The organism is Hydrogenobaculum acidophilum, from assembly GCF_054656715.1.
Genome location: NZ_BAAHXP010000007.1, coordinates 71138 through 90562, shown reverse-complemented (window position 1 = coordinate 90562; position 19425 = coordinate 71138). Strand labels below are relative to the sequence as shown.

Annotated in this window: 25 protein-coding genes; 11 read left to right on the top strand and 14 right to left on the bottom strand. The window is 35.4% G+C overall.

Going from position 1 to position 19425, the window contains the following annotated elements; genetic code table 11:
* Positions 1–116 precede the first annotated feature (116 nt).
* The 5 genes from ruvX to ACYQZV_RS05370 are packed head-to-tail and all read left to right on the top strand — an operon-like array spanning position 117 to position 4137.
* Positions 117–530, top strand: a complete 414-nt coding sequence (gene ruvX / locus ACYQZV_RS05390; protein ID WP_459893919.1) for a Holliday junction resolvase RuvX — start codon at positions 117–119, stop codon at positions 528–530.
* A complete protein-coding gene (gene mltG / locus ACYQZV_RS05385) occupies positions 490–1458 on the top strand; it encodes an endolytic transglycosylase MltG (RefSeq protein ID WP_459893918.1) in 969 nt (322 codons plus the stop codon). The genes ruvX and mltG overlap by 41 nt, the downstream gene beginning before the upstream one ends.
* Position 1459: 1 nt before the next feature.
* Positions 1460–2200 carry a DNA polymerase III subunit delta' gene (locus ACYQZV_RS05380; protein ID WP_459893917.1) on the top strand — a complete coding sequence of 247 codons (741 nt, stop codon included), beginning with the start codon at positions 1460–1462 and terminating at the stop codon, positions 2198–2200.
* An 18-nt stretch (positions 2201–2218) separates the two neighbouring features.
* A complete protein-coding gene (locus ACYQZV_RS05375) occupies positions 2219–3076 on the top strand; it encodes an SDH family Clp fold serine proteinase (protein WP_459893916.1) in 858 nt (285 codons plus the stop codon).
* Positions 3076–4137: an LptF/LptG family permease gene (locus ACYQZV_RS05370; RefSeq protein ID WP_459893915.1), complete on the top strand. Its 1062-nt coding sequence runs from the start codon at positions 3076–3078 to the stop codon at positions 4135–4137. Before ACYQZV_RS05375 ends, ACYQZV_RS05370 begins: the two co-directional genes overlap by 1 nt.
* Before the next feature lies 1 nt (position 4138).
* Here the strand turns inward: ACYQZV_RS05370 and lpxD are convergent, their stop codons facing one another.
* Genes lpxD through tatA form a run of 11 tightly spaced genes read right to left on the bottom strand, consistent with a single transcriptional unit; the run spans position 4139 to position 13171 of the window.
* Positions 4139–5113, bottom strand: a complete 975-nt coding sequence (lpxD, locus tag ACYQZV_RS05365) for a UDP-3-O-(3-hydroxymyristoyl)glucosamine N-acyltransferase (RefSeq protein WP_459893914.1) — start codon at positions 5111–5113, stop codon at positions 4139–4141.
* A complete protein-coding gene (locus tag ACYQZV_RS05360; RefSeq protein ID WP_459893913.1) occupies positions 5110–5622 on the bottom strand; it encodes an OmpH/Skp family outer membrane protein in 513 nt (170 codons plus the stop codon). The genes lpxD and ACYQZV_RS05360 overlap by 4 nt, the downstream gene beginning before the upstream one ends.
* 30 nt (positions 5623–5652) lie before the next feature.
* A complete protein-coding gene (locus ACYQZV_RS05355) occupies positions 5653–6366 on the bottom strand; it encodes a biotin--[acetyl-CoA-carboxylase] ligase (RefSeq protein ID WP_459893912.1) in 714 nt (237 codons plus the stop codon).
* Positions 6367–6374: 8 nt separating this feature from the next.
* Positions 6375–8363, bottom strand: coding sequence for a chemotaxis protein CheA (locus ACYQZV_RS05350; protein WP_459893911.1), 1989 nt, complete (start codon positions 8361–8363; stop codon positions 6375–6377).
* A 2-nt stretch (positions 8364–8365) separates the two neighbouring features.
* On the bottom strand, positions 8366–9352 hold the full coding sequence (locus ACYQZV_RS05345) for a chemotaxis protein (protein WP_459893910.1): 987 nt from the start codon (positions 9350–9352) through the stop codon (positions 8366–8368).
* A gap of 9 nt (positions 9353–9361) precedes the next feature.
* On the bottom strand, positions 9362–9697 hold the full coding sequence (locus tag ACYQZV_RS05340; protein WP_459893909.1) for a methyl-accepting chemotaxis protein: 336 nt from the start codon (positions 9695–9697) through the stop codon (positions 9362–9364).
* A 23-nt stretch (positions 9698–9720) separates the two neighbouring features.
* A complete protein-coding gene (locus ACYQZV_RS05335) occupies positions 9721–11766 on the bottom strand; it encodes a methyl-accepting chemotaxis protein (protein ID WP_459893908.1) in 2046 nt (681 codons plus the stop codon).
* A 9-nt stretch (positions 11767–11775) separates the two neighbouring features.
* Complete coding sequence (locus ACYQZV_RS05330) at positions 11776–12159, bottom strand: chemotaxis response regulator CheY (protein ID WP_459893907.1); 384 nt, start codon at positions 12157–12159, stop codon at positions 11776–11778.
* A gap of 14 nt (positions 12160–12173) precedes the next feature.
* On the bottom strand, positions 12174–12734 hold the full coding sequence (locus ACYQZV_RS05325; protein WP_459893906.1) for a protein phosphatase CheZ: 561 nt from the start codon (positions 12732–12734) through the stop codon (positions 12174–12176).
* A gap of 1 nt (position 12735) precedes the next feature.
* Positions 12736–12924 (bottom strand): twin-arginine translocase TatA/TatE family subunit, encoded by a 189-nt coding sequence (locus tag ACYQZV_RS05320; protein ID WP_459893905.1) that lies wholly within the window; start codon positions 12922–12924, stop codon positions 12736–12738.
* A 55-nt stretch (positions 12925–12979) separates the two neighbouring features.
* Positions 12980–13171: a twin-arginine translocase TatA/TatE family subunit gene (tatA, locus tag ACYQZV_RS05315; protein ID WP_459893904.1), complete on the bottom strand. Its 192-nt coding sequence runs from the start codon at positions 13169–13171 to the stop codon at positions 12980–12982.
* A 94-nt stretch (positions 13172–13265) separates the two neighbouring features.
* Between tatA and guaB the strand changes: the two genes are divergently transcribed.
* From guaB to ACYQZV_RS05285, 6 genes are all read left to right on the top strand, one after another.
* Positions 13266–14735: an IMP dehydrogenase gene (gene guaB / locus ACYQZV_RS05310; RefSeq protein WP_459893903.1), complete on the top strand. Its 1470-nt coding sequence runs from the start codon at positions 13266–13268 to the stop codon at positions 14733–14735.
* On the top strand, positions 14732–15403 hold the full coding sequence (locus ACYQZV_RS05305) for a type III pantothenate kinase (RefSeq protein WP_459893902.1): 672 nt from the start codon (positions 14732–14734) through the stop codon (positions 15401–15403). Before guaB ends, ACYQZV_RS05305 begins: the two co-directional genes overlap by 4 nt.
* Positions 15404–15422: 19 nt before the next feature.
* Entirely contained in the window at positions 15423–15803 is a 381-nt protein-coding gene (locus ACYQZV_RS05300; RefSeq protein ID WP_459893901.1) for a hypothetical protein, read from the top strand.
* A gap of 89 nt (positions 15804–15892) precedes the next feature.
* Positions 15893–16084 (top strand): helix-turn-helix domain-containing protein, encoded by a 192-nt coding sequence (locus tag ACYQZV_RS05295; protein ID WP_459893900.1) that lies wholly within the window; start codon positions 15893–15895, stop codon positions 16082–16084.
* Positions 16081–16755 (top strand): sulfite exporter TauE/SafE family protein, encoded by a 675-nt coding sequence (locus tag ACYQZV_RS05290; protein ID WP_459893899.1) that lies wholly within the window; start codon positions 16081–16083, stop codon positions 16753–16755. The genes ACYQZV_RS05295 and ACYQZV_RS05290 overlap by 4 nt, the downstream gene beginning before the upstream one ends.
* Positions 16752–17639: an urease accessory protein UreH domain-containing protein gene (locus tag ACYQZV_RS05285; protein WP_459893898.1), complete on the top strand. Its 888-nt coding sequence runs from the start codon at positions 16752–16754 to the stop codon at positions 17637–17639. The genes ACYQZV_RS05290 and ACYQZV_RS05285 overlap by 4 nt, the downstream gene beginning before the upstream one ends.
* Here the strand turns inward: ACYQZV_RS05285 and ACYQZV_RS05280 are convergent.
* Genes ACYQZV_RS05280 through ACYQZV_RS05270 form a run of 3 tightly spaced genes read right to left on the bottom strand, consistent with a single transcriptional unit; the run spans position 17627 to position 19418 of the window.
* The gene (locus ACYQZV_RS05280; RefSeq protein ID WP_459893897.1) at positions 17627–18043 is read right to left on the bottom strand and encodes a hypothetical protein; all 417 of its coding nucleotides are present in this window, start codon (positions 18041–18043) and stop codon (positions 17627–17629) included. The genes ACYQZV_RS05285 and ACYQZV_RS05280 overlap by 13 nt on opposite strands.
* A gap of 8 nt (positions 18044–18051) precedes the next feature.
* Complete coding sequence (locus ACYQZV_RS05275) at positions 18052–18978, bottom strand: CobW family GTP-binding protein (protein ID WP_459893896.1); 927 nt, start codon at positions 18976–18978, stop codon at positions 18052–18054.
* Entirely contained in the window at positions 18975–19418 is a 444-nt protein-coding gene (locus ACYQZV_RS05270) for a hypothetical protein (protein WP_459893895.1), read from the bottom strand. The genes ACYQZV_RS05275 and ACYQZV_RS05270 overlap by 4 nt, the downstream gene beginning before the upstream one ends.
* Positions 19419–19425: the final 7 nt, after the last annotated feature.

Below are 19425 nucleotides of genomic sequence, written 5' to 3'. Positions count from 1 at the left end.
TGATCGTGGTAGACTTGTAAATCGTGGCAGACTTGTAGGGCGTGGTAGACTTGTTTGGCGTGGCAGACTTGTAAATCGTGGCATACTTGTAGGCGTGGTAAGTAAGTGTCTATAGTGTGTGTGAACTTGTGCAGATGATACTTAGTATAGATTACGGGACAAAGAGAATAGGTGTTGCCCTAGGAGATAAAAACCTTAAAATATGTAAGCCATTCAAGATAATACCAAACAATAACAATCTCTTAAAAGAGTTAAGAAATATCGTAAAAGCTTACAACATAGAGCTTATAGTGCTTGGATATCCGCTTACTCCATCTGGGAAAGAAGGTCAAAGGGCAAAGAAGGTGAAAAAGTTTTACGAACTTTTAAAAAAAGAATTAAATATAGATATAGTACTCCATGATGAAAGATATACAACCTTTGAAGCAAAAAGCCTAAGCAACGAAAAAGAGATAGACCATATAAGTGCTTATATAATATTAAAAGAGTATGTGGAAAGCCAAAGCTCGTTGGAAAGCCAAAACGACTAAACAGAAAATTTTTGTATTGATAGGCATGATGCTTATCCTCGGTTTTTGGCTTTTAAGACCTCACATAGTAAATAAAACTATTGATATATATGGGCTTACCAAAGAAGAGGCTATAAATAAAATATCAAAAGACGGTATAGCCAACAAATATGTTTTAAAACTTTTACTTGATATAACGGGTGCCCACATAAAATACGGAGAATACAGATTTAAAGGGCTTGTAAGTCCTTTTGAAGTTTATAGAAAACTAACAAGAGGAGATTTTTTGCTTCATAAAATCACAATACCAGAAGGTTTTGATATATACGAAATTGCAAATAGGCTTCAAAAAGAAGGCATATGTCCTAAAAAGGATTTTCTAAAATATGCAAACGACAAGTCTTACGCCAAAACCCTTGGATTAAATGCCAATAGTTTTGAAGGGTATTTGTTTCCAGATACATATTTTTTGTATAAGCATGAAAACCCAAAAGATATAATATATATGATGTATCAGGATTTTAAAGAAAAGATGAAAGAAAATCATTTAAACCCTACCAAAGACCAGATTATAATAGCTTCTATAGTGGAAAAAGAGGCTAAGTTTTTAAAAGATAAACCCATAGTGGCATCTGTAATATACAACAGGCTTAAAAAGGATATGCCCCTTCAGATGGACTCTACTGTCATCTACGCGCTAAAAAAAGAGGGAAGATGGAACGGTAAACTCACCAAAAAAGATTTTTCTATAAAAAGTCCTTACAACACATATTTAGTTAAAGGTCTTCCCCCAACCCCTATCTGCAATCCCGGTATAAACTCTATAAAAAGTGCCATAGACCCAGCCAAATCAAAATATCTATACTTTGTAAGCGATAAGTCTGGCAATATCTTTTTCAATAAAAGCCTAAAAAACCATATAAAAGCTGTAAAAAAAGTGGAAGGATGATATGAACGCAAAAGAGTTTTTAGAAAAGGTACAACTAAACCAGAAAATACCCACATCTACGCTTATAGTATCCACCAAAAAAGACATAGATAGCTTAGCGCTTTCTTTTGCAAAAGGCATCCTCTGTGAGAAAAAAATACCTTGGGGATGCGGCGAGTGTTATAGCTGTAAGATATTTTATGATAAGCATCCTGATTTTATATGGATTGGCAGAGAAAACTCTATAAAGATAGATGATATAAGAGAATTATCAAATTTCGCCATCCTAAAACCAAACTATTCAGACTATAAAGTATGCCTTATTGCCAACGCCCAAAACATGCTAAAAGAAGCTTCAAACGCACTTTTAAAAACCTTGGAAGAACCACCCATCTATCTTAAATTTATAATAACAGCGGATTCTCTGTCAAACATAATCCCCACTATCGTATCAAGGTCTATAGTTTTAGAGATTTTCGAAAGAAAAACTTCCAAACACCACATATGCACCAAGCTATTTTCAAAAAGCTTTTACGAGACCATACCTCAAATAGACAACATAAAAGACATAAAAGAAAAAGAAGAAATAATAGATTGTTTAATAGAAAATTTGGAAAATCTCATGCTAAACAAGGGCTTTGACGAGAGTATAGAAAACGCCATCAAAAGCCTAAACAGCACTAAAAAAGCCCTTCAAAGAGGGATAAGGCTAGGCCTATGGCTTTTAAGCATATTAAGCCCTATAATAGACCAATATGTATAAATATGATATAATATCAATATGAATACAGGACAAGAAGTAGGGAGTTTTTTTAACTTACTGTGGTTTTTGTTTATATTTTTCTTCGTAGTATGGCCCTTCTGGAAAAGAAGCCTTTTAAATAGAGAAAGGGAGGCAATGATAAGGCTTATAGAAAAAAAATACAACGCTAGAGTAATAACGATGATTCATAGACAAGAAGGGTTGTCATTTTTTGGATTTGCTTTTATGAAGTTTATAAACATAGAAGACTCTGAGCAAGTGCTAAGAGCTATTAGGATGACACCAGAAGACATGCCCATAGTTATGATACTTCATACACCCGGGGGCTTGGCTTTAGCGGCTTCTCAGATAGCTAGTGCTTTAGCAAGACATGGGTCAAAAGTTATAGTGATAGTACCTCATTACGCCATGAGCGGCGGAACATTGATAGCCTTGTCTGCCGATGAGATAGTGATGGATCACAACGCTGTTTTAGGACCAGTAGACCCACAGATAGGACAGATGCCAGCCGCCTCTATATTAAAGGTGCTTGACATAAAAAAACCAGAAGACATAGACGATGAGACCATGATAATGGCTGATGTCTCAAAAAAAGCCATAGAACAGATGAAAGCGTTTGTATATGGGCTTTTAAAGAAAAAAGGACACAGCGAAGAGGTTTCACAAAAAATTGCCGAAGAGTTATCCACAGGTAAATTTACACATGATTACCCTCTTGATGTAGAGCAATTAAAGTCTATGGGATTAAACATAAATACCGATGTCCCGGAAGAAGTGTATGAGCTTATGGAGCTTTACGACCAGCCTACCAACTCTCAAGTACCTTCCGTCCAATATATACCTATACCCTACAAGACCACACAGAACAAGAAATAATGCTCTTAAGATTTATAACAAAACGCTTTTTTCTCACAACTGGCTTAGTTTATATGGTAGTTTTGGCTATTTTTTTTATATACCAAATATCAGATTTTCTAATCACTTATCATATGAAAAGCCCAAAAATTCTCTTAGATACAATATTATACTTTTTACCGATTGTGCTTTTTTATACAGCTACCGTAAATATATCAATATCGGTTTTTGTGGCTAGTCATTATCTGAAAAGAATAAAAATGTTTGTAATACCTCAGAGCTTTGGCATACCAATAAGCTATATCTTTAAGCCTTTTATAGTAGGAAGCCTATTGATATCGTTTTCAAACATACTTTTAAACGAATTTTACATACCAAACTCTACCAAACATTTAAAGTATATAGAGCATGTATATAAAAAAAATCAACAATATGAGTTGGGGATAGCAAGAAACTTATGGATGGCACAAGAAAAAAACAACGAAAAAACCTTTATAGGAACATCCTTAGCCACTTCTGAGGGCGTATTTTACAAGGTAAAATTAATAGATATAAAAAACGATAAATTTAACTACATTATAAAAGCTAAAAAAGCTATTCTAAAAAACGGTTTCCTAACGCTTGAAAACGGCTATATATTGAGGTTTAATCCATTTAAAGAAACACAGTTTGGGGCTTTTAATATAAAAACAAACATAGATTTGTCTCAGCTAAACCTTTGGATTAAAACTCCGGACGAGCAATCTCTTACAGACCTAATAAAAACCGCCATCATCATGAGAAAAGAAGGATTAAACACGTTTCCATACTTATCTACTTTTATATTTAAGCTGGAATTTTCTTTCTTACCGTTTCTTATGGTATCTATAGCATCTTTTTATATCGCTAAAAGCCAAAATACTATAGACTGGTACAAAGCTTTTTTATGGCACGCTTTTTTGTTTGGTATGGGCATAGCAATACCTTACAGCTTATCTTCTAAAATAAACTTAAACCCTTTATTTTTTGCTATTTTATATCTAACCATGTTGAGCTATGTTATAAAAAGACTCGTAGACATGACAAAAGGAAGTTGGATTTAGGTTAGGGCTTGTTTAACTTTTTTAAAATATCCGGGAGCTTTAACAAAGATACGTAAACTCTTCGCCATTTAGCCCATTCTATGGAAGGCAAGTTTGCACCGTAGGTGTTGTTGGACGGAAGATCGTAAGCAACGCCTGATTTGGCTGCTACTTTGACATTGGAACCTATGTTTACATGGTCTGCTACACCCACTTGTCCAGCAAGTATTGAATTATCCCCTACGCTGACGCTACCTGAGAGTCCTACTTGAGATACCAAAAAGCAGTTTTGCCCTACTTTGCAGTTGTGTCCTATCATGACGAGGTTGTCTATCTTTGTAGATTTACCTATGAGGGTACTGTCTATAAGCGCTCTATCTATGGTGGTGTTTGCCCCTATCTCTACATCGTCTTCTATAATGACGTTTCCTATATGCTTTAGCTTCTTAATACCGTCTGGTCCTATAGCATATCCAAAACCATCTGTTCCTATCACAGCTCCTGAGTGTATTATCACATTTTTCCCTACAACGGTGTTTTTGTATATATGGACTCCGCTGTACAAAATAGTGTTATCTCCTACAATGGTATTGTCTCCTATATACGTAAAAGGATATACCAAGACGTTGTCCCCAAGGTGTACATTTTTACCTATGTAAGCAAAAGGACCTATATAAACGTCTTTTCCAACAGATACACCAGCTTCTACAAAAGCCTTGTCTGATATACCTTTTGGAGGTTCTTCTTTGTAAAGCTTATCTAAAAGGATAGCCATGGCATATTTTAGATTTTTCACCTTTATGGAGTTTAGAGCTGGTAATTCTAGCTCTGATATATAAACTATATCTTGTTGAAAATTAGCGTCCTTATGACGTTCATCCACAAATACGGCGGTATTTGGCTTTTGAGAAGATATAGAACTTATCCCTAAGATGTCTAAATCGTTTTTATAGTTTGAAACGCCCCCAAGCAAGGAGGCTATTTCAGACAATTTCATTTGTGTGTGCTATCTAAGGTTTTTATAATAGATGATGTTATATCGAGATTACCAGTATAAAGCATTTGGTTGCAATCAAATACACCTTCTAAGTGATGGGATTTTGCATAGTTTGTAACAGCCGTTTTTAGAGCTTCTGTAAACTCTTTTCCAGCTTTTTCTTGCATAGCTTGAAGCTCTTTTTGAGCGTCTTGTTGATACTCTAAAGCTTTTAGTCTTACATTTTCATACTCTTTTATCTTTTGCTTTTTAGCTTGTTTGGATATAGCCTTACTCTCTATCTCCTTTTGAAGATTTTGAAGCTCCGCTTCGTAAGCTTGTAGCTTTTTCCTTATGCTAGCTACTTTCTCATTTAAAGACTTACCAAGGGATTTAGCAAAGGTGGATTTTTGCATCACAGCTTGAGTATCCACACAAGCAAAATCACCAGCGTAAGAAGATAAGGACATCAAAGACAAAAGCCCCACAGACAAAGCTGTAGCTTTTAGCATCTTTTTAAGATTTTTCATTTTTGCCTCCTTTTAAAAATTATAAATATTTTACCACGTTTCTTTAGATGTCATAGATTCTATTTCGCCGGCATTTAAACTAAATATGTTATTATCCTTTTCGATAAGAATATTACCGCACTTATCAACCTCTTTTAAAATACCTTGGACTTTTCCGTTGTTTGCCGATATATATTTATCTTTATAAAGCAAATTATCGTTTATAATACGTCTAAAAGCCTCAAAACCGTTGGATTTAAAATAGTCAACATCATCATAAAAAAAATCAAAAAACGTTGTCAAGAAACGTTGCTTAGATATACTTTTTCCAGTAAAAAGCTTCAAAGATATAGCTCTATCTGATATATCTTGTGGAAAGTCCTCTTGATTTAAATTTATACCTATACCTATTATGGTGTTATCTCTGATTTTTTCTATCAATATACCAGCAACTTTTTTGGGCTTTTCCAACAAAACGTATATATCGTTTGGCCATTTTATAAGTGGGGTTATGGCGTAAAGATGCTTTATAGTTTTAAAAAGAGAAACGCCCACCACCAAAGATAACGGCTCTATGTTAACATCTTTCTTTAATATACTAAAGTAAAGCCCATCTTTTAAAGAAGAGTACCATACATGACCATATCTCCCACGACCTTTGTATTGGGAGTTAGCCACAACGCATGTATCATCTGAGAGTTCGTTTATATAGCTTTTAATATAGTCCTGAGTGGAATCTATGCTATCAAACCATATAAGCTTCATCAGCAATATTATACTCTTGTATTATGGCTTATCCTTTTTAATATACCTGCTAAATCCAATATGAGCACCACGTTACCATCACCTGTAATAGTAGCTCCCGATATACCCTCTATTTCACCAAATATCTTGCCAAGAGGCTTCACCACTATCTCCTCATCCCCATAAAGTTCTTCTACGGTAAAGCTAACCCTTTGATTGCCAAGCTGAGATATAATAACATATCCTATTTTGCTATTTGAAATACCAAGTACATCCGCCAAATTTATAAGGGGTATAGTGGATTCTCTAAGTATAAGAACATCCTCACCAGACACGGTAGTGATGGTGGCGTTTTCTTGCTGTATAATCTCCAATACAGAGTATATAGGTATAGCAAAATTCCTATTGCCTATAGATACCATGAGAGCTCTTATAATACCAACCGTTAGAGGAAATGCCATCGTGACCTTTGTGCCTTTTCCTTTTTGAGTTTCTATATCTATGGTACCTCTAAAGTTCATAACGGTGGTCATCACAACATCCATACCAACACCTCTACCAGAGACCTCAGAAACTTGGTCTGCTGTAGAAAAGCCAGGATGAAAGATGAGAGATAACACTTCTTTTTCAGTCATTTTTTCTAATCTATCTTGGCTTATGATACCTTTCTCTAGGGCTTTCTTTTTGACCTTCTCTATATCTATACCGCGCCCATCATCTTCTATGACTATTATAATTCTATCTCCTTGATAGTAGGCTTTTAGTTTTATAATACCAGTTCTTGGTTTACCGAGTAGCTCTCTCTCTTCTGGAGGTTCTATACCATGGTCTACGGAATTTCTTATAATATGTATGAGAGGTTCTTCAAGCTTTTCAAGTACAGATTTGTCCATTTCTGTGTCTTCGCCCTCTGTGATAAGCTCAATCTGTTTATTTAAAAGCTTTGCCAAATCCCTAACAACTCTAGGGAACTTTTGGAATAGCCTTTTGACTGGTTGCATACGAGTTTTCATCACGGCCACCTGTAAATCTCCCACTATCCTATCTATGGAAGACAAAACAGATTCAAGGTCATCTAAGCCTTTTATTTGTTCGTTGTTTTCCGAAGCACTTTGCATGATAGTAGATACCACTTTTACAAGTCTATTTCTGTCAAGGACCAGCTCACCTACTAAGTTCATAAGAGCTTCTATCTTTTGGACATCTATCCTTAAAACTTTTTCTTCTTCTTTTTCTTTTGGAGGTTGAGCTTGTTTTGGTGGCTCTTTTTTCTCTAGTGTTTGAGGTGGTATCTGCGGTGATTCCTTAGGTGCTGATTTTACATCCTCGTTAGTAGAGGACTTTTCCATCTCTTTTGCAATGTCTTCTTCTTTCTTTTGGGATACGTTATCAACAGTCTTTGACGAAGAAGCGTTTATGATGGCATCTAGCTCCTGTATCAAACCTTCTGGTCTTTCACTAGGGGGCATCAGCACAAGCTCTTCTAATATCTCTTCTATAGATTTTCCAATAAGATGTTCAAAGCCGTATTTTTTCAAAAGCTTTGATACCGGGTCAAGGGATGAATCATCATCAGGTTTTTTATCCTCTTTAGTATTATCCTCTTTAGTAGTTGTTGTAGCGTATTTTTCAGGATTTTTTAAAACATCTTCTAACTCTGATATTAGCTCCTTGTCAAGCTCCAATTCCTCTTGGTTTTCTGCTTTTTCTAAATATTCTTTTATTTTGTCTTGGGCTTTTAAAAGCAAATCGTTTATAGCATCGGAAAAAGCAATCTCTCCATTTCTTAGTTTACCAAGTATGTCTTCAGCTTTGTGAGCAGTTTCTACTATAGCATCCAAACCCAAAAATCCTGCTCCACCTTTTATAGTATGCATCACTCTAAAAGCACTATTTAATATTTCTTGGTTTGTGGGGTCTTTTTCTAATTCTAGCAAATCCGTTTCTAACTTTTCTAAATTTTCTCTAGCCTCCACCAAAAACTCTTCAAATATCTCACGCATTTCATCAGGTATCATAATCACTCTCCCTTTGTCCTTAAAGCAAGTTTATTTACAATATCTGAGAGCTCTTTTGCGTCAAACTTTACTATAAAATCATCTGCTCCTACGGTTTTTGCCTTCATCTTATTTGCCTCATCACTCAAAGTGGTGTTTACCACCACTGGTATATGCATAAGCCCTGGGGTTGTTTTTATCTTCTTGGTAAGAGTAAGCCCATCCATCTTTGGCATTTCAAGGTCTGTGATGACAAGCTGAACGTAGTTTGATATATTTTTATTTTCTTTTTTTGCTTTTTCTAAAAGACTTTCCAAAGCCTCCCAAAGCTCCTCTCCGTTTTCAAATATAACCACCTTATGACCAAGCTTTGTTAACATGCTACTCAACAAATTTCTGGCGGTGCTAGAATCATCTGCAGCGTATATGGTAAACGTTTCCTGCTGTTCATTTTTTGCTTCGTTAAGATAATCTGCGTCAAATACACTTAAAAGCCCCATATCGTTTAATATACCTTCAAAATCAAGTATAAGAAGAAGACCCTCTTCGGTTTCCACAACCCCAGTGATGCGCCCATTTAGCTTTTGATTTAGTATTGCTGGGGCTTCCTTTATATCTGACCAAGATATTCTTCTTATACGCTTAGCATCGTGTATTATAACACCCACTTTTTCCCTTAAAAACTCCATGTAAAGGACATATTTTTTGTATTTGAGAGGTTCAGCCAAACCCATCCATCTTGCCAAACTAATAACAGGTATTAGCTCTCCCCGTATCTCTGCCATACCTTCTACTTGAGAAGGCATATTTGGAACTTTTGTAATCTCTGGAAGTCTTAAAACCTCTCTTACCTTTGCTACGTTTACTCCCATTATCCATTCATACTTTGAGCCGTCTTCTTTGTCCTCAAAAATCCTAAAATCTACTATTTCAAGTTCGTTTGCACCAGTCCTCAATACTTCTGGTAAGCCACTGCTTGATTTTTTAGGAGCCACTATGCCGCTTTCCATAAACCCTCCTTAAACTTCTTCTTTGTTGAGAGTATCAAGCTTTTCTTCTATAGAAAGCATAAGCCTTTTTATATTTGTAGCTATTTTATTGGTATTTTCTGCAAGCTTTCTAAACTCAGAAGCCACCACCGCAAATCCTTTCCCCACTTCACCAACTCTGGCCGCTTCTATTGCCGCGTTTAAAGCAAGTAAATTTGTTTGCTTGGCTATCTTAGATAGGCTATCTACCATTTCTTTTATCTCTTCCGTTTCTTTGACGGCCTCTTTTACAATATCTTTTTTACTAATAGTAGAGTTTTCTGTCTCGTTCTTTGCTTCCTCTACATGTTGAAATTCTTCTTCCATAATTATACACCTCCTATTTTACTTTAACATTCTTTCAAACTTTCTGCAAGGCTTGCTATTTTATCCACAATAGCGGTAGAATAGTCTATAATCTCTACAAACTTATTGTAAAGTTCATCTTTTTTGCCTTGCCTTTTTAGTCTTTCTATCTCCATAGCTATTTGATGATAATGTTTATGAGGATTTTCAACTTCTTCAAATGCCATTAAAGCATTTGTGCTACAACGAGATACAAAAGTCCTTGACTCTGGAGAATAATACCATTTGCCAAAAGCGCATTGGGTATAGTCTGGCACGCTCCAACTTATCTTGTCTTCTACCATATTCATAACGTTTAGTATAAATTTAGCGTGGTCCACAGCTCTTTGATAAATTTCGGTATACATGCCAGGTTTTATAGCTTTTAAGCTTTGGAACGTAGTATCTGATAGGTTTACAGCTTCACTAATTACAGGCACCGATTTTTCTATGGTCTCTTCTATTTTGGATATACCATCACCAAGAGCAGCTACACTAGTAGTTATACTATTCATCACAGTTGATTGTTCTTCAGTGGCTACGCTTTGCTTTTCTATCAAAGAAGAAAGCTCATCAAAGCTGTGCTTTATACTATAAAAGCTATCTTTTAACTGCTTCAAATATTCACTATTGTCTGTGATGGTCTTTTTGGCATTTTCAGTTTTTGATATGGATTCTTTAGCCTCTTCTATTATATTTTCTATAAGCTCTCTTATGTTTACAGCTGATTTAGAGGTCTTTTCTGCCAACTTTCTCACTTCATCAGCCACTACCGCAAACCCTCTTCCTACCTCACCAGCACGAGCTGCTTCTATAGCTGCGTTCAAAGAGAGCAAGTTTGTTTGCTCTGTGATATCCATTATAACCTCTACAATTTGATTTATGGAGTTTATGCTTTTCCTGAGCTTATCAGAGTTTTTAGACACCTCATCTATGGCTCTTATAGAAGCGTCTATATTTTTAGCAGTTTCGTTTAGTTTTCCTAAACCCTCTTCCACATAATTGGCTACTTGTTGACCTACCATTTTTATATCGTGTATAGCTCTTGATAGCTCTGCAATGCCTTGATTTACCTCCGTGATAGAGTTTATTATCATCTCAAGCTCTTCTTTGAAGTTGCCAACTTGGATATCTACCCTATACCTGTAGGTTTCTAACAAAGACAACGTATGATAAAGCTTCACAACAGTAGGTATGGTGCTGTAAAACATGGTGTCTACGGCCCTTTCATATGTGGCGTCTTTCCAAACAGAAGCATAGTTTATAACATTGCCTTTATCATCGTAAATAGCTGTTCTATAAGACTCTATAATGGTGCTACCCATTGGAATATCGGTATTTTTTAAAACCTCGCCGGGTTTTAAAGCTTTGAAAAGCTCCTTTATACGCTCTGGGTCTTTATGAAACTTATGTATAGATATACCTAAAGGATTTGACCAATCTATGTTGTATCCAAAAGTTTTGTTTATTATATCCCCGTTTTTCTTTAAAATCTCAATACCTCTTTTGTTTATATACACAAGCGCGTTGCCTTCTTTACCCGGTTTAAACTCCGGTGTCACCACAAAAACACCTTCGGATTGCAAAGCTTCAAGCAAATCAAACCCGAGTTTAGCTTTTGCCTTAAAAGTTTCTAAATCTTTTTGTAGGTTTTCAAGCTTCAAAGATAAATTGTCTTTTTCTTTCTCTAAAACTTCAAACTTTGCTATGAAGTTTTGTTTTTCTTCTCTAAGAGTGCTTAGCTCATGCTCTAAACTTTTTACCTTAGAGGTGGAATCTTCGTATCTTTTGACAAGTTCTTGTTTTTCTTCTCTAAGAGTGCTTAGCTCTTGCTCTAAGTTTTTTAACTTTGATGTAGAATCTTCGTATTTTTTGGCAATTTCTTGTTTTTCTTCTCTAAGAGTCCTTAACTCTTGTTCTAAGTTTTTTACCTTTGAGGTAGAATCTTCGTATCTTTTGGCAAGCTCTTGTTTTTCCCTTTCTAACGTTTCAAGCTTTTTCTTTAATTCTTCGTTTTCTTGCATTAAATCCTTACAAAAAATACCTCTCATAGTACCCCCCTATTTGAAAATCTTTTCAATCTTTTCTTTCAAAATCTCTGCCGTAAAAGGCTTTACTATATAGTTGTTTACGCCGGCTTTTAAAGCTTCAAGCACATTCTCTTTTTTGGCTTCCGCTGTCACCATCAACACTGGTAAATCCTTGAGATTTGGGTCTTGTCTTATAGTTTTTACAAGCTCTAAACCATCCATTTCTGGCATATTCCAATCTGTAAGTACAAAATCATAGTGGGAAGAAGACAACTTTGAAAGCGCATCTTTACCGTTTTCAGCTTCTTCAATGTTTGAGTATCCAAGCTGGTTTAATATGCTTTTAATAACACGCCTCATAGTTGACATGTCATCTACTACCAGTATCCTAATATCTCTTGGTGGTAAAGGCATAAAAGCAACCTCCTCTAAAGTCCAAATTCTTTTAAAAGTTCATCTACATCATCTTGGTTTATACGTTCTCCTGTTAAAATCTCCGTTGCTTTACCTATAATTTTTTCTTTGGTGGTTTCATCTTTTTCGCTTACCTCAATAGAGCTTACCACCATTTGAAGAAGCCTTCTTTTGGTATCTTCTATTGCCTGAATGACTTTTTTTATCTGCTGAGCCGTAATATCTTGAAAAGACATAGCCGTATATATCTCTATAAGCTTGTTAAGGTTGTCTTGATTTAACGCTTTTACATCCTCTAAAATCGTGTTTATCGTCTTTGTAGGTCCTAACTTTAGCAAAGTATCAACGTCTTCATCTATCTTTTTAGAATTTGTCTCAATGGCATCTAAAAGGCTCATAATATGGTGGGTGCTTTTTTCAGTGAACTCAATCACATCTTGCAAAGAAGCGCTGGCAGATGGTAGTAGATTCGATGTCTCTTCTATGGGAGCCTTTATATCCTCTACTTTTGTTTCTAAATTTTTAATCTCTTCTAAAAGTTGTTTTATAATATCGTTCAAATCGTTTACCCCCATATTACTTTACCTCTTTTGCATCAACCTCTTTTTCTGTTTTTGCATCAACTTCTCCTGATAGGGCTTTTTTAAAGTTTCTGATGCCTTCTCCTAAACCTTTACCAGCTTCTGGTAATTTATTTGCACCAAAAAGAAGAAATACCACAAACAATATAACTATAAGCTCAGTAATATTTGGCATATGAAACATACAAACACCTCCATACAAAATTATATCATAAACAAATTTTTAGCTTATATTGTTGTTATTGGCTAGTTTCTTTGGGTTTTTCTTCCTTCTTTTCCTCTGCTTCTCCTGATAGGGCTTTTTTAAAGTTTCTGATGCCTTCTCCTAAACCTTTACCCATTTCGGGCAATCTGTTTGCTCCGAAAAGCACCAAAACTATTGCAAATATAAGTACAAGCTTTAAAGGATTGTCAAATAAATCTCCAAACATAAAAACCTCCTATATTATTAATATAATCTAATTCTTGGTTTTTTGGCTTTTAAAAACCTCTACTCTAAAAAGCTATTTAGTATATAATAAAATTATGTTAGAACACAATCTTAGAGAGTATTATTCGTTTGACGATGTGTTGTTAGAACCTGCTTACGCAGACTTTTTGCCTTATGAGGCCGATGTGTCTACATATCTCACAAAAAAGATAAAGCTAAACATACCGATAGTATCTGCAGCTATGGATACAGTTACAGAGTACAAGATGGCTATAGCGATGGCAAGAAAAGGTGGCATAGGTATCATACATAGAAACATGACTCCAGAAGAGCAAGCTAAAGAAGTAGAGCTAGTAAAAAAATCTGAAAGCGGTATGATATTAAAACCTATCACCATTAAAAGCACAGATACGGTGAAAGAAGCTAAAAAACTTATGGATAAATACAAAATATCTGGCCTTCCAGTGGTAGATGACGATGGAAAGCTAATAGGTATACTCACAAACAGAGACTTAAGATTTACAAAAACCCATGACCTTTCAAAGCCAGTTTCTATGTTTATGACATCAAAACATCTTATCACTGCCAAAGAAGGTATATCTTTAGAAGACGCCACAGAGATATTAAGAGAGCATAAGATAGAGAAGCTTCCTATAGTAGACGATGAGGGTAGAGTAAAAGGCCTTATCACCATAAAAGATATAATGAAGCGTATCCAGTACCCAGAAGCGGTAAAAGATCAATATGGAAGACTTATGGTAGGTGCCGCCATAGGAACTGGCCCTGACACAATGCACCGTTTAGAGCTTTTAGTAAACGCTGGAGTTGATGTGATAGCCGTTGATACAGCCCATGGACACTCTAAAAGGGTCTTAGAAGTAATAGAGCAAGTAAAAGCCAAATACCCTGATTTGCAGGTTATAGGTGGTAACGTAGCAACACCAAAAGCTGTAGAAGATCTCATAAAAGCTGGTGTTGACGCGGTAAAAGTTGGCATAGGACCTGGCTCTATATGCACCACCCGTATAGTTAGCGGCGTTGGAGTACCACAGCTAAGTGCAGTAGCCCATTGCTATGAAATAGCCAAAAAATACGATATACCAATTATAGCAGATGGCGGTATAAGGCACTCTGGAGATATAGTAAAAGCCATAGCAGCAGGGGCTAGCTCTGTAATGCTTGGAAATCTACTGGCTGGTACAGATGAAGCACCGGGCGAACACATATTTTACCAAGGTAGAGCTTACAAAGTATATAGAGGTATGGGCTCTTTAGGGGCTATGATGTCAAGAAAATCAGCGGATAGATACTCCCAAGAAAACCTAGAAAAGTTTGTGCCAGAAGGTATAGAAGGAAGAGTACCCTACAAAGGTAGCGTAATAGACGTATTATATCAATTAGTAGGTGGTCTTAAATCTGGTATGGGGTATACGGGAAGCCCAAACATAAAGGCTTTGCAAGAAAATACGAGGTTCATAAAGATAACGCAAGCAGGTTATAGAGAATCTCATGTTCACGACGTGATAATAACAAAAGAAGCTCCAAACTATTCCTTAGAGCCTTGAAAATACTAGATATTGGAAATACTAGGATAAAATGCTACGAAGTAAAGTCTATAGATGATATAAAAGTTATTTTTGATATATCAGCCAAAAAACAGATTTTGGAATATTATATAGAAAATTGCAAAGAAGAGATATACACTGTCTCTACCAACAAAGAGTTTGAAGATTTTATAATAATAAAAAAACTTAAAAAAATAGACACGCCTTTGTTTGAAAAGTGCACAAATTTTAAAAGTCCCTATGAAGGATATGGCATTGACAGGCTCATAAACTCTTATGCAGCTTCAAAGTTATACTCAAGCAACATTTTAGTGGTAAGTATGGGAAGTGCTATTACATATGACATAGTGAAAAATTCTAAAATAGAGTATGGATATATAACACCTGGTTTGACCCAAAGAAAAGAATCTTTAAGCATAAGCATACCACATTTGCCTACACCCACAAAGGAGTTGGAAAAAGCAGAAAATTTCAAAAAACCATCAAACACACAAGAAGCCATAGCATACGGCATCACAAAAGAGCTTCTTAGCACTATAAACACGATAAAAAGCGAGGAAAATGTAGAAGTTATCATCACAGGGGGGGATGCAGATTTCTTTGAGGATATATTTACCATAGATAAGCTTCTTACACCAAAAGGCATATTTTTGGCTTTTAAAAAATAGATGTGTTATAATAATATTTATGATGACAAAAAAAGAGTTAGAGCAGCATTTGGCTAAGCTTGAGGATTATTTGCCGAATGTATCGGCGAAAAAGAGTAAAAGACCTGGTAGACCCAAAAAATACGATGATAGGTTGGTGCTGTTTTTGATAGCTCTGAGGGAAAAATACGGCTGGTCGTTGAGAGATTTGGAAAAAAAGGCTAAAGAGATAGTACCTAAAGGTATAGAAGTACCAGACTTTTCTTCTATCCACTACCGTATACGAAATATGAAAGATTACATAGAAGAGATAAAACCAAAACTTCTAAAAGTGATTCCCGATATCGCCGAAGAAAGTCCAACTGAGAAAAAAACAAAAGTAGCAAAAAATACCAAGAGCGCAAAAACAGCAAAGAAGTAAGGTATTGATGTAGCGAACTTTTCATGACTTGACCTCCTAACCATATTTGGTTATACTAATATTTTATGGTTAGCATAGGAGGTCAGGCGATGAATGTCAAAAAGAAGTACCTTACTGTAAAAGAGTTGGCTGAACTGCTAGGTTGTAGCACAAAAACCATCTACCGCATGATACAGTGCGGTAGATTTTGGACAGAAGACGGAGAGCGCATAGTGAAATTAAATGGAGCCTATAGAATACCGCTTTCAGCTATAAAAAGGTTGGAAGCAGAAGATATATGACAAGCTATATACTTATATTTGTTTCTGGATTTTTATCGTTTATTCATTGCTATGGTATGTGTGGTGTATTCCCAGCCAGCGTATCAAAGCTAAGCGATGAAAACAACATTAAAAACGCCATATATCTTTTTCTGTACAATTTAGGTAGAGTGTTATCGTATGTATTTCTTGGATTTTTAGTAAGTTTTGGTAGCATGAAGTTTGGGGCTCTGGTAAACAATATAAAATACATATCCGATATATTTTCTATAACCATAGGTGTATTGATGGCTTTTGTAGGTATAAAGCTAATTTTTGGGAAAGCCATAGGTAGTGTAAGCTTTCTAAATCCTCTGTATGAAGGCATCATATATATAATAAACATCTTATCTAGTACAAAAAGCATTTTTTCACCATTTTTAATAGGGGTTTTCAACGGACTTTTGCCATGTCCAATGGTCTATGGATTTTTGCTTTTGGCTGCTCTTTCTAAAAGCCCAATACAAGGCATACTTATCATGCTTAGCTTTGGCATGGGTACAATGATTACCATGTTTAGCTTTGGTTTTATGTCAAAATATATCACTAGGCTAAAGCATCAAGCTATGTATAAATTAATAGGGTTAATACTCATATATTTTTCTTATGAATCGATAGCGAGAGTTTATATGAGTATTTACAACTGCCGATGATAGACTTATACAATGTAACAGCTCCTCCCAACGTATACCTCACGCTTCTTACCGCATATCTTCTTGGAATAATCCACGGTATCACACCAGACGAACATACATGGCCTATAACATTTAGCTATTCTGTGGGTAGTTATTCCGCCAAAAAGGGATTTTTGGTGGGTTTATCGTTTTCTTTAGCTTTTACATTGCAAAGGGCTATAGCAAGCGAGTTAGCTTACTTTTCTTTGGTAAATTTTTTAAAAATACCAGTAATAGAATACATTATATACGTATTGGTGGGCTTGGCTATGGCTTTTGGTGGATTCTACGTATTTAAGTATAAAGATATTTTCCACATACACTTTGGCAAAATAGACACGTCCCATCACAAAGAAGCGCTCCTTGGACATACTATAGATGACACCCACGAGGGCATAACTATAAAAATGGCAATGTTACACGGATTTATAGCAGGCTGGGGTTTTGGGGCTTTTGCAATCATAATATACACAGTATTAGCCCCATCCATGCCAAACGCTTACACTGGTTGGCTACCTGGATTTATGTTTGGGCTTGGTACTACCACAGTGCAAGTGATAATGGGTACTTTGTTTGGGCTTCTTGGAAAATCTTTAAATTTACCACATGAAGTATCGAGACGTATAGCAAGACTTACCGCTGCAAGAACACTTTTTTTTGGTGGAATACTTTTTTTCATAGTTGGAGTTTTGGGGCTTTTAAAACCAGAATGGTTAGAGTTTAGCATAAAAACACCGATAAAAATACACAACCTTCACAACCTTGACATAGGATTTTTCTTGGTTATCATAACAGTAATGGGTATAGGTATATCAAGTATGATATTTGAAACAATTAAATATAAGAAGTCTTACAGATTATAAATATCCAATAAAAGCTTTAACTTTACTATACCTCTAAAATTCTCTACAAGAGAGGAAGCATCTTTACCATCCTCTGGGGATGTGGCGATAGCGTAAGACATATTTTCTCCAAAAAATTCCTTTAGCTCGCTTATTATATGTATAGCTCCTTCTTTGTTTGTACCAAAAAGCAAAAGTACCACCAAGCCATCAAATACAAAGAAAGCATCGGAGGCTCTTGTAGAATCTATCAAGGCTTTTACAATACTGTCATCTTTTTTATCAAAGCTTATGCCAAGAAGCGTTATATTTCTAAGAACATTCAAATCTTCTGCTAAGCTTAACTCTCTATTTATTCTACCAAGCAAAGAAAATGAATATCCTAAAAGCGGTAAAAAATCTTTCTTATCAAACAATATCCCCATGGCTCTTATTATAATACAAAAACGTTTTCCTTTTTTATATTTTCACCGATAAACACCAAAAACGACTTCCCACTGTAATTTTCTATAGGGCTTAGCTCTGTGTATCCAGAAACATAATTTAAAACCATATAAGTATCAAAATCTTTTAACTTTACAATGCCTTTTGCTCTATATATATTTGCTGGTAAGTTTTTTAGGCTTTTATCTAAATCATCGTATGAAAGCTCTTTTTCTAAAAACATCACATACTCCCCTATGTTGGACTCTTCTAAATGATTGACATTTGCAAGATGCTCTGGCAAGTTTGGTAAATCTTTTATCGGATATGTATGTTCAAATAAGTTGTTTTCCAGGTTACCATAAGAACTTATATATATTTTAAAATTTTTGAAAAATTCTTCGCTTGTGAGAAAATCTTTTAAATTGTATTCTCTTTTAATAGTTTTTAACTCATTCTCTATTAATTTTAGCTCTTCTTGAGACACCAAATCCGCTTTGTTTATAATTATTATATTTGAACTACCTATTTGATAACGAAAAGTTTCGTTTGATTTATAGCTGTGGAAATTCTTTGCGTCCACTAGGCATATAACACCTTCCAACAAAGAGCCTACATTTTGAAGGCTTAACATTATTGGGAATGGGTTTGAAGCCCCAGAGGTTTCCACAAATAAAAAGTCTGGATTGTATTTTTCTAAAATCTCATAAACTCCTTTTTCAAACTCCGATTGTAAACTACAACATATGCATCCTTCTGGTAGCTCAAGCACGTTGGAATAAACGTTTTGAAGTATTTTACCATCCACTCCCACATCGCCTATTTCATTTACTATAACGGCTACTTTTTTATCTTTGAAGTATTTTCTTACGGTATTTACCATAAAAGTAGTCTTACCAGCACCTAAAAAGCCCGTCACTATAAAAGAGGATATCATGGAGAGCTTGGCTGTGTAGAGTTTTGCTGGTTTGTATATTTAGACATATCTGGCTTTTGCACCTCATTTGTAATTGCGTTTATTACATTTCCAGCTATTATATAAGCCATATCGCTTCTTATTCTCATAAAAAACGTCTTATTATCCATGTTTTTTAATATAACATCACAGTAACCAGGTACAGCTTTAGAAGGTATTATGGCCAATATTTTATAGGTAGCTAAGTTTTGAGAGACAAGGTAGCCTTTTATGGCATCCTCTGTAGGACATTGAGATGACGAATTGTTGCTTTGTTGCAAAGTGGAGCTTTGATTTGGCTGGTTTTGGCTTTGTGGTGTCTGAGGTGATATGTTTTGCTGGGCTGGTTGTTGGATAATCTCTACATCTTCACCAAAAGCCAAAAAACTAATCAAACATGATATATAAAAAAACTTTTTCATAATTTTA

Excerpts from the sequence above, each read along its gene's own strand:
- ACYQZV_RS05280 (WP_459893897.1), bottom strand. The coding sequence starts at position 18,043 with ATGGGGATATTGTTTGATAAGAAAGATTTTTTACCGCTTTTAGGATAT.
- ACYQZV_RS05375 (WP_459893916.1), top strand. The coding sequence starts at position 2,219 with ATGAATACAGGACAAGAAGTAGGGAGTTTTTTTAACTTACTGTGGTTT.
- ACYQZV_RS05360 (WP_459893913.1), bottom strand. The coding sequence starts at position 5,622 with ATGAAAAATCTTAAAAAGATGCTAAAAGCTACAGCTTTGTCTGTGGGG.
- ACYQZV_RS05380 (WP_459893917.1), top strand. The coding sequence starts at position 1,460 with ATGAACGCAAAAGAGTTTTTAGAAAAGGTACAACTAAACCAGAAAATA.
- ACYQZV_RS05320 (WP_459893905.1), bottom strand. The coding sequence starts at position 12,924 with ATGTTTCATATGCCAAATATTACTGAGCTTATAGTTATATTGTTTGTG.
- lpxD (WP_459893914.1), bottom strand. The coding sequence starts at position 5,113 with ATGAAATTGTCTGAAATAGCCTCCTTGCTTGGGGGCGTTTCAAACTAT.
- mltG (WP_459893918.1), top strand. The coding sequence starts at position 490 with ATGTGGAAAGCCAAAGCTCGTTGGAAAGCCAAAACGACTAAACAGAAA.
- ACYQZV_RS05300 (WP_459893901.1), top strand. The coding sequence starts at position 15,423 with ATGATGACAAAAAAAGAGTTAGAGCAGCATTTGGCTAAGCTTGAGGAT.
- ACYQZV_RS05345 (WP_459893910.1), bottom strand. The coding sequence starts at position 9,352 with ATGGAAAGCGGCATAGTGGCTCCTAAAAAATCAAGCAGTGGCTTACCA.
- ACYQZV_RS05335 (WP_459893908.1), bottom strand. The coding sequence starts at position 11,766 with ATGAGAGGTATTTTTTGTAAGGATTTAATGCAAGAAAACGAAGAATTA.
- ACYQZV_RS05270 (WP_459893895.1), bottom strand. The coding sequence starts at position 19,418 with ATGAAAAAGTTTTTTTATATATCATGTTTGATTAGTTTTTTGGCTTTT.
- ACYQZV_RS05330 (WP_459893907.1), bottom strand. The coding sequence starts at position 12,159 with ATGCCTTTACCACCAAGAGATATTAGGATACTGGTAGTAGATGACATG.
- ACYQZV_RS05355 (WP_459893912.1), bottom strand. The coding sequence starts at position 6,366 with ATGAAGCTTATATGGTTTGATAGCATAGATTCCACTCAGGACTATATT.
- ACYQZV_RS05350 (WP_459893911.1), bottom strand. The coding sequence starts at position 8,363 with ATGATACCTGATGAAATGCGTGAGATATTTGAAGAGTTTTTGGTGGAG.
- ACYQZV_RS05295 (WP_459893900.1), top strand. The coding sequence starts at position 15,893 with ATGAATGTCAAAAAGAAGTACCTTACTGTAAAAGAGTTGGCTGAACTG.
- ACYQZV_RS05275 (WP_459893896.1), bottom strand. The coding sequence starts at position 18,978 with ATGATATCCTCTTTTATAGTGACGGGCTTTTTAGGTGCTGGTAAGACT.
- ACYQZV_RS05325 (WP_459893906.1), bottom strand. The coding sequence starts at position 12,734 with ATGGGGGTAAACGATTTGAACGATATTATAAAACAACTTTTAGAAGAG.
- guaB (WP_459893903.1), top strand. The coding sequence starts at position 13,266 with ATGTTAGAACACAATCTTAGAGAGTATTATTCGTTTGACGATGTGTTG.
- ACYQZV_RS05340 (WP_459893909.1), bottom strand. The coding sequence starts at position 9,697 with ATGGAAGAAGAATTTCAACATGTAGAGGAAGCAAAGAACGAGACAGAA.
- ACYQZV_RS05370 (WP_459893915.1), top strand. The coding sequence starts at position 3,076 with ATGCTCTTAAGATTTATAACAAAACGCTTTTTTCTCACAACTGGCTTA.
- ACYQZV_RS05285 (WP_459893898.1), top strand. The coding sequence starts at position 16,752 with ATGATAGACTTATACAATGTAACAGCTCCTCCCAACGTATACCTCACG.
- tatA (WP_459893904.1), bottom strand. The coding sequence starts at position 13,171 with ATGTTTGGAGATTTATTTGACAATCCTTTAAAGCTTGTACTTATATTT.
- ACYQZV_RS05290 (WP_459893899.1), top strand. The coding sequence starts at position 16,081 with ATGACAAGCTATATACTTATATTTGTTTCTGGATTTTTATCGTTTATT.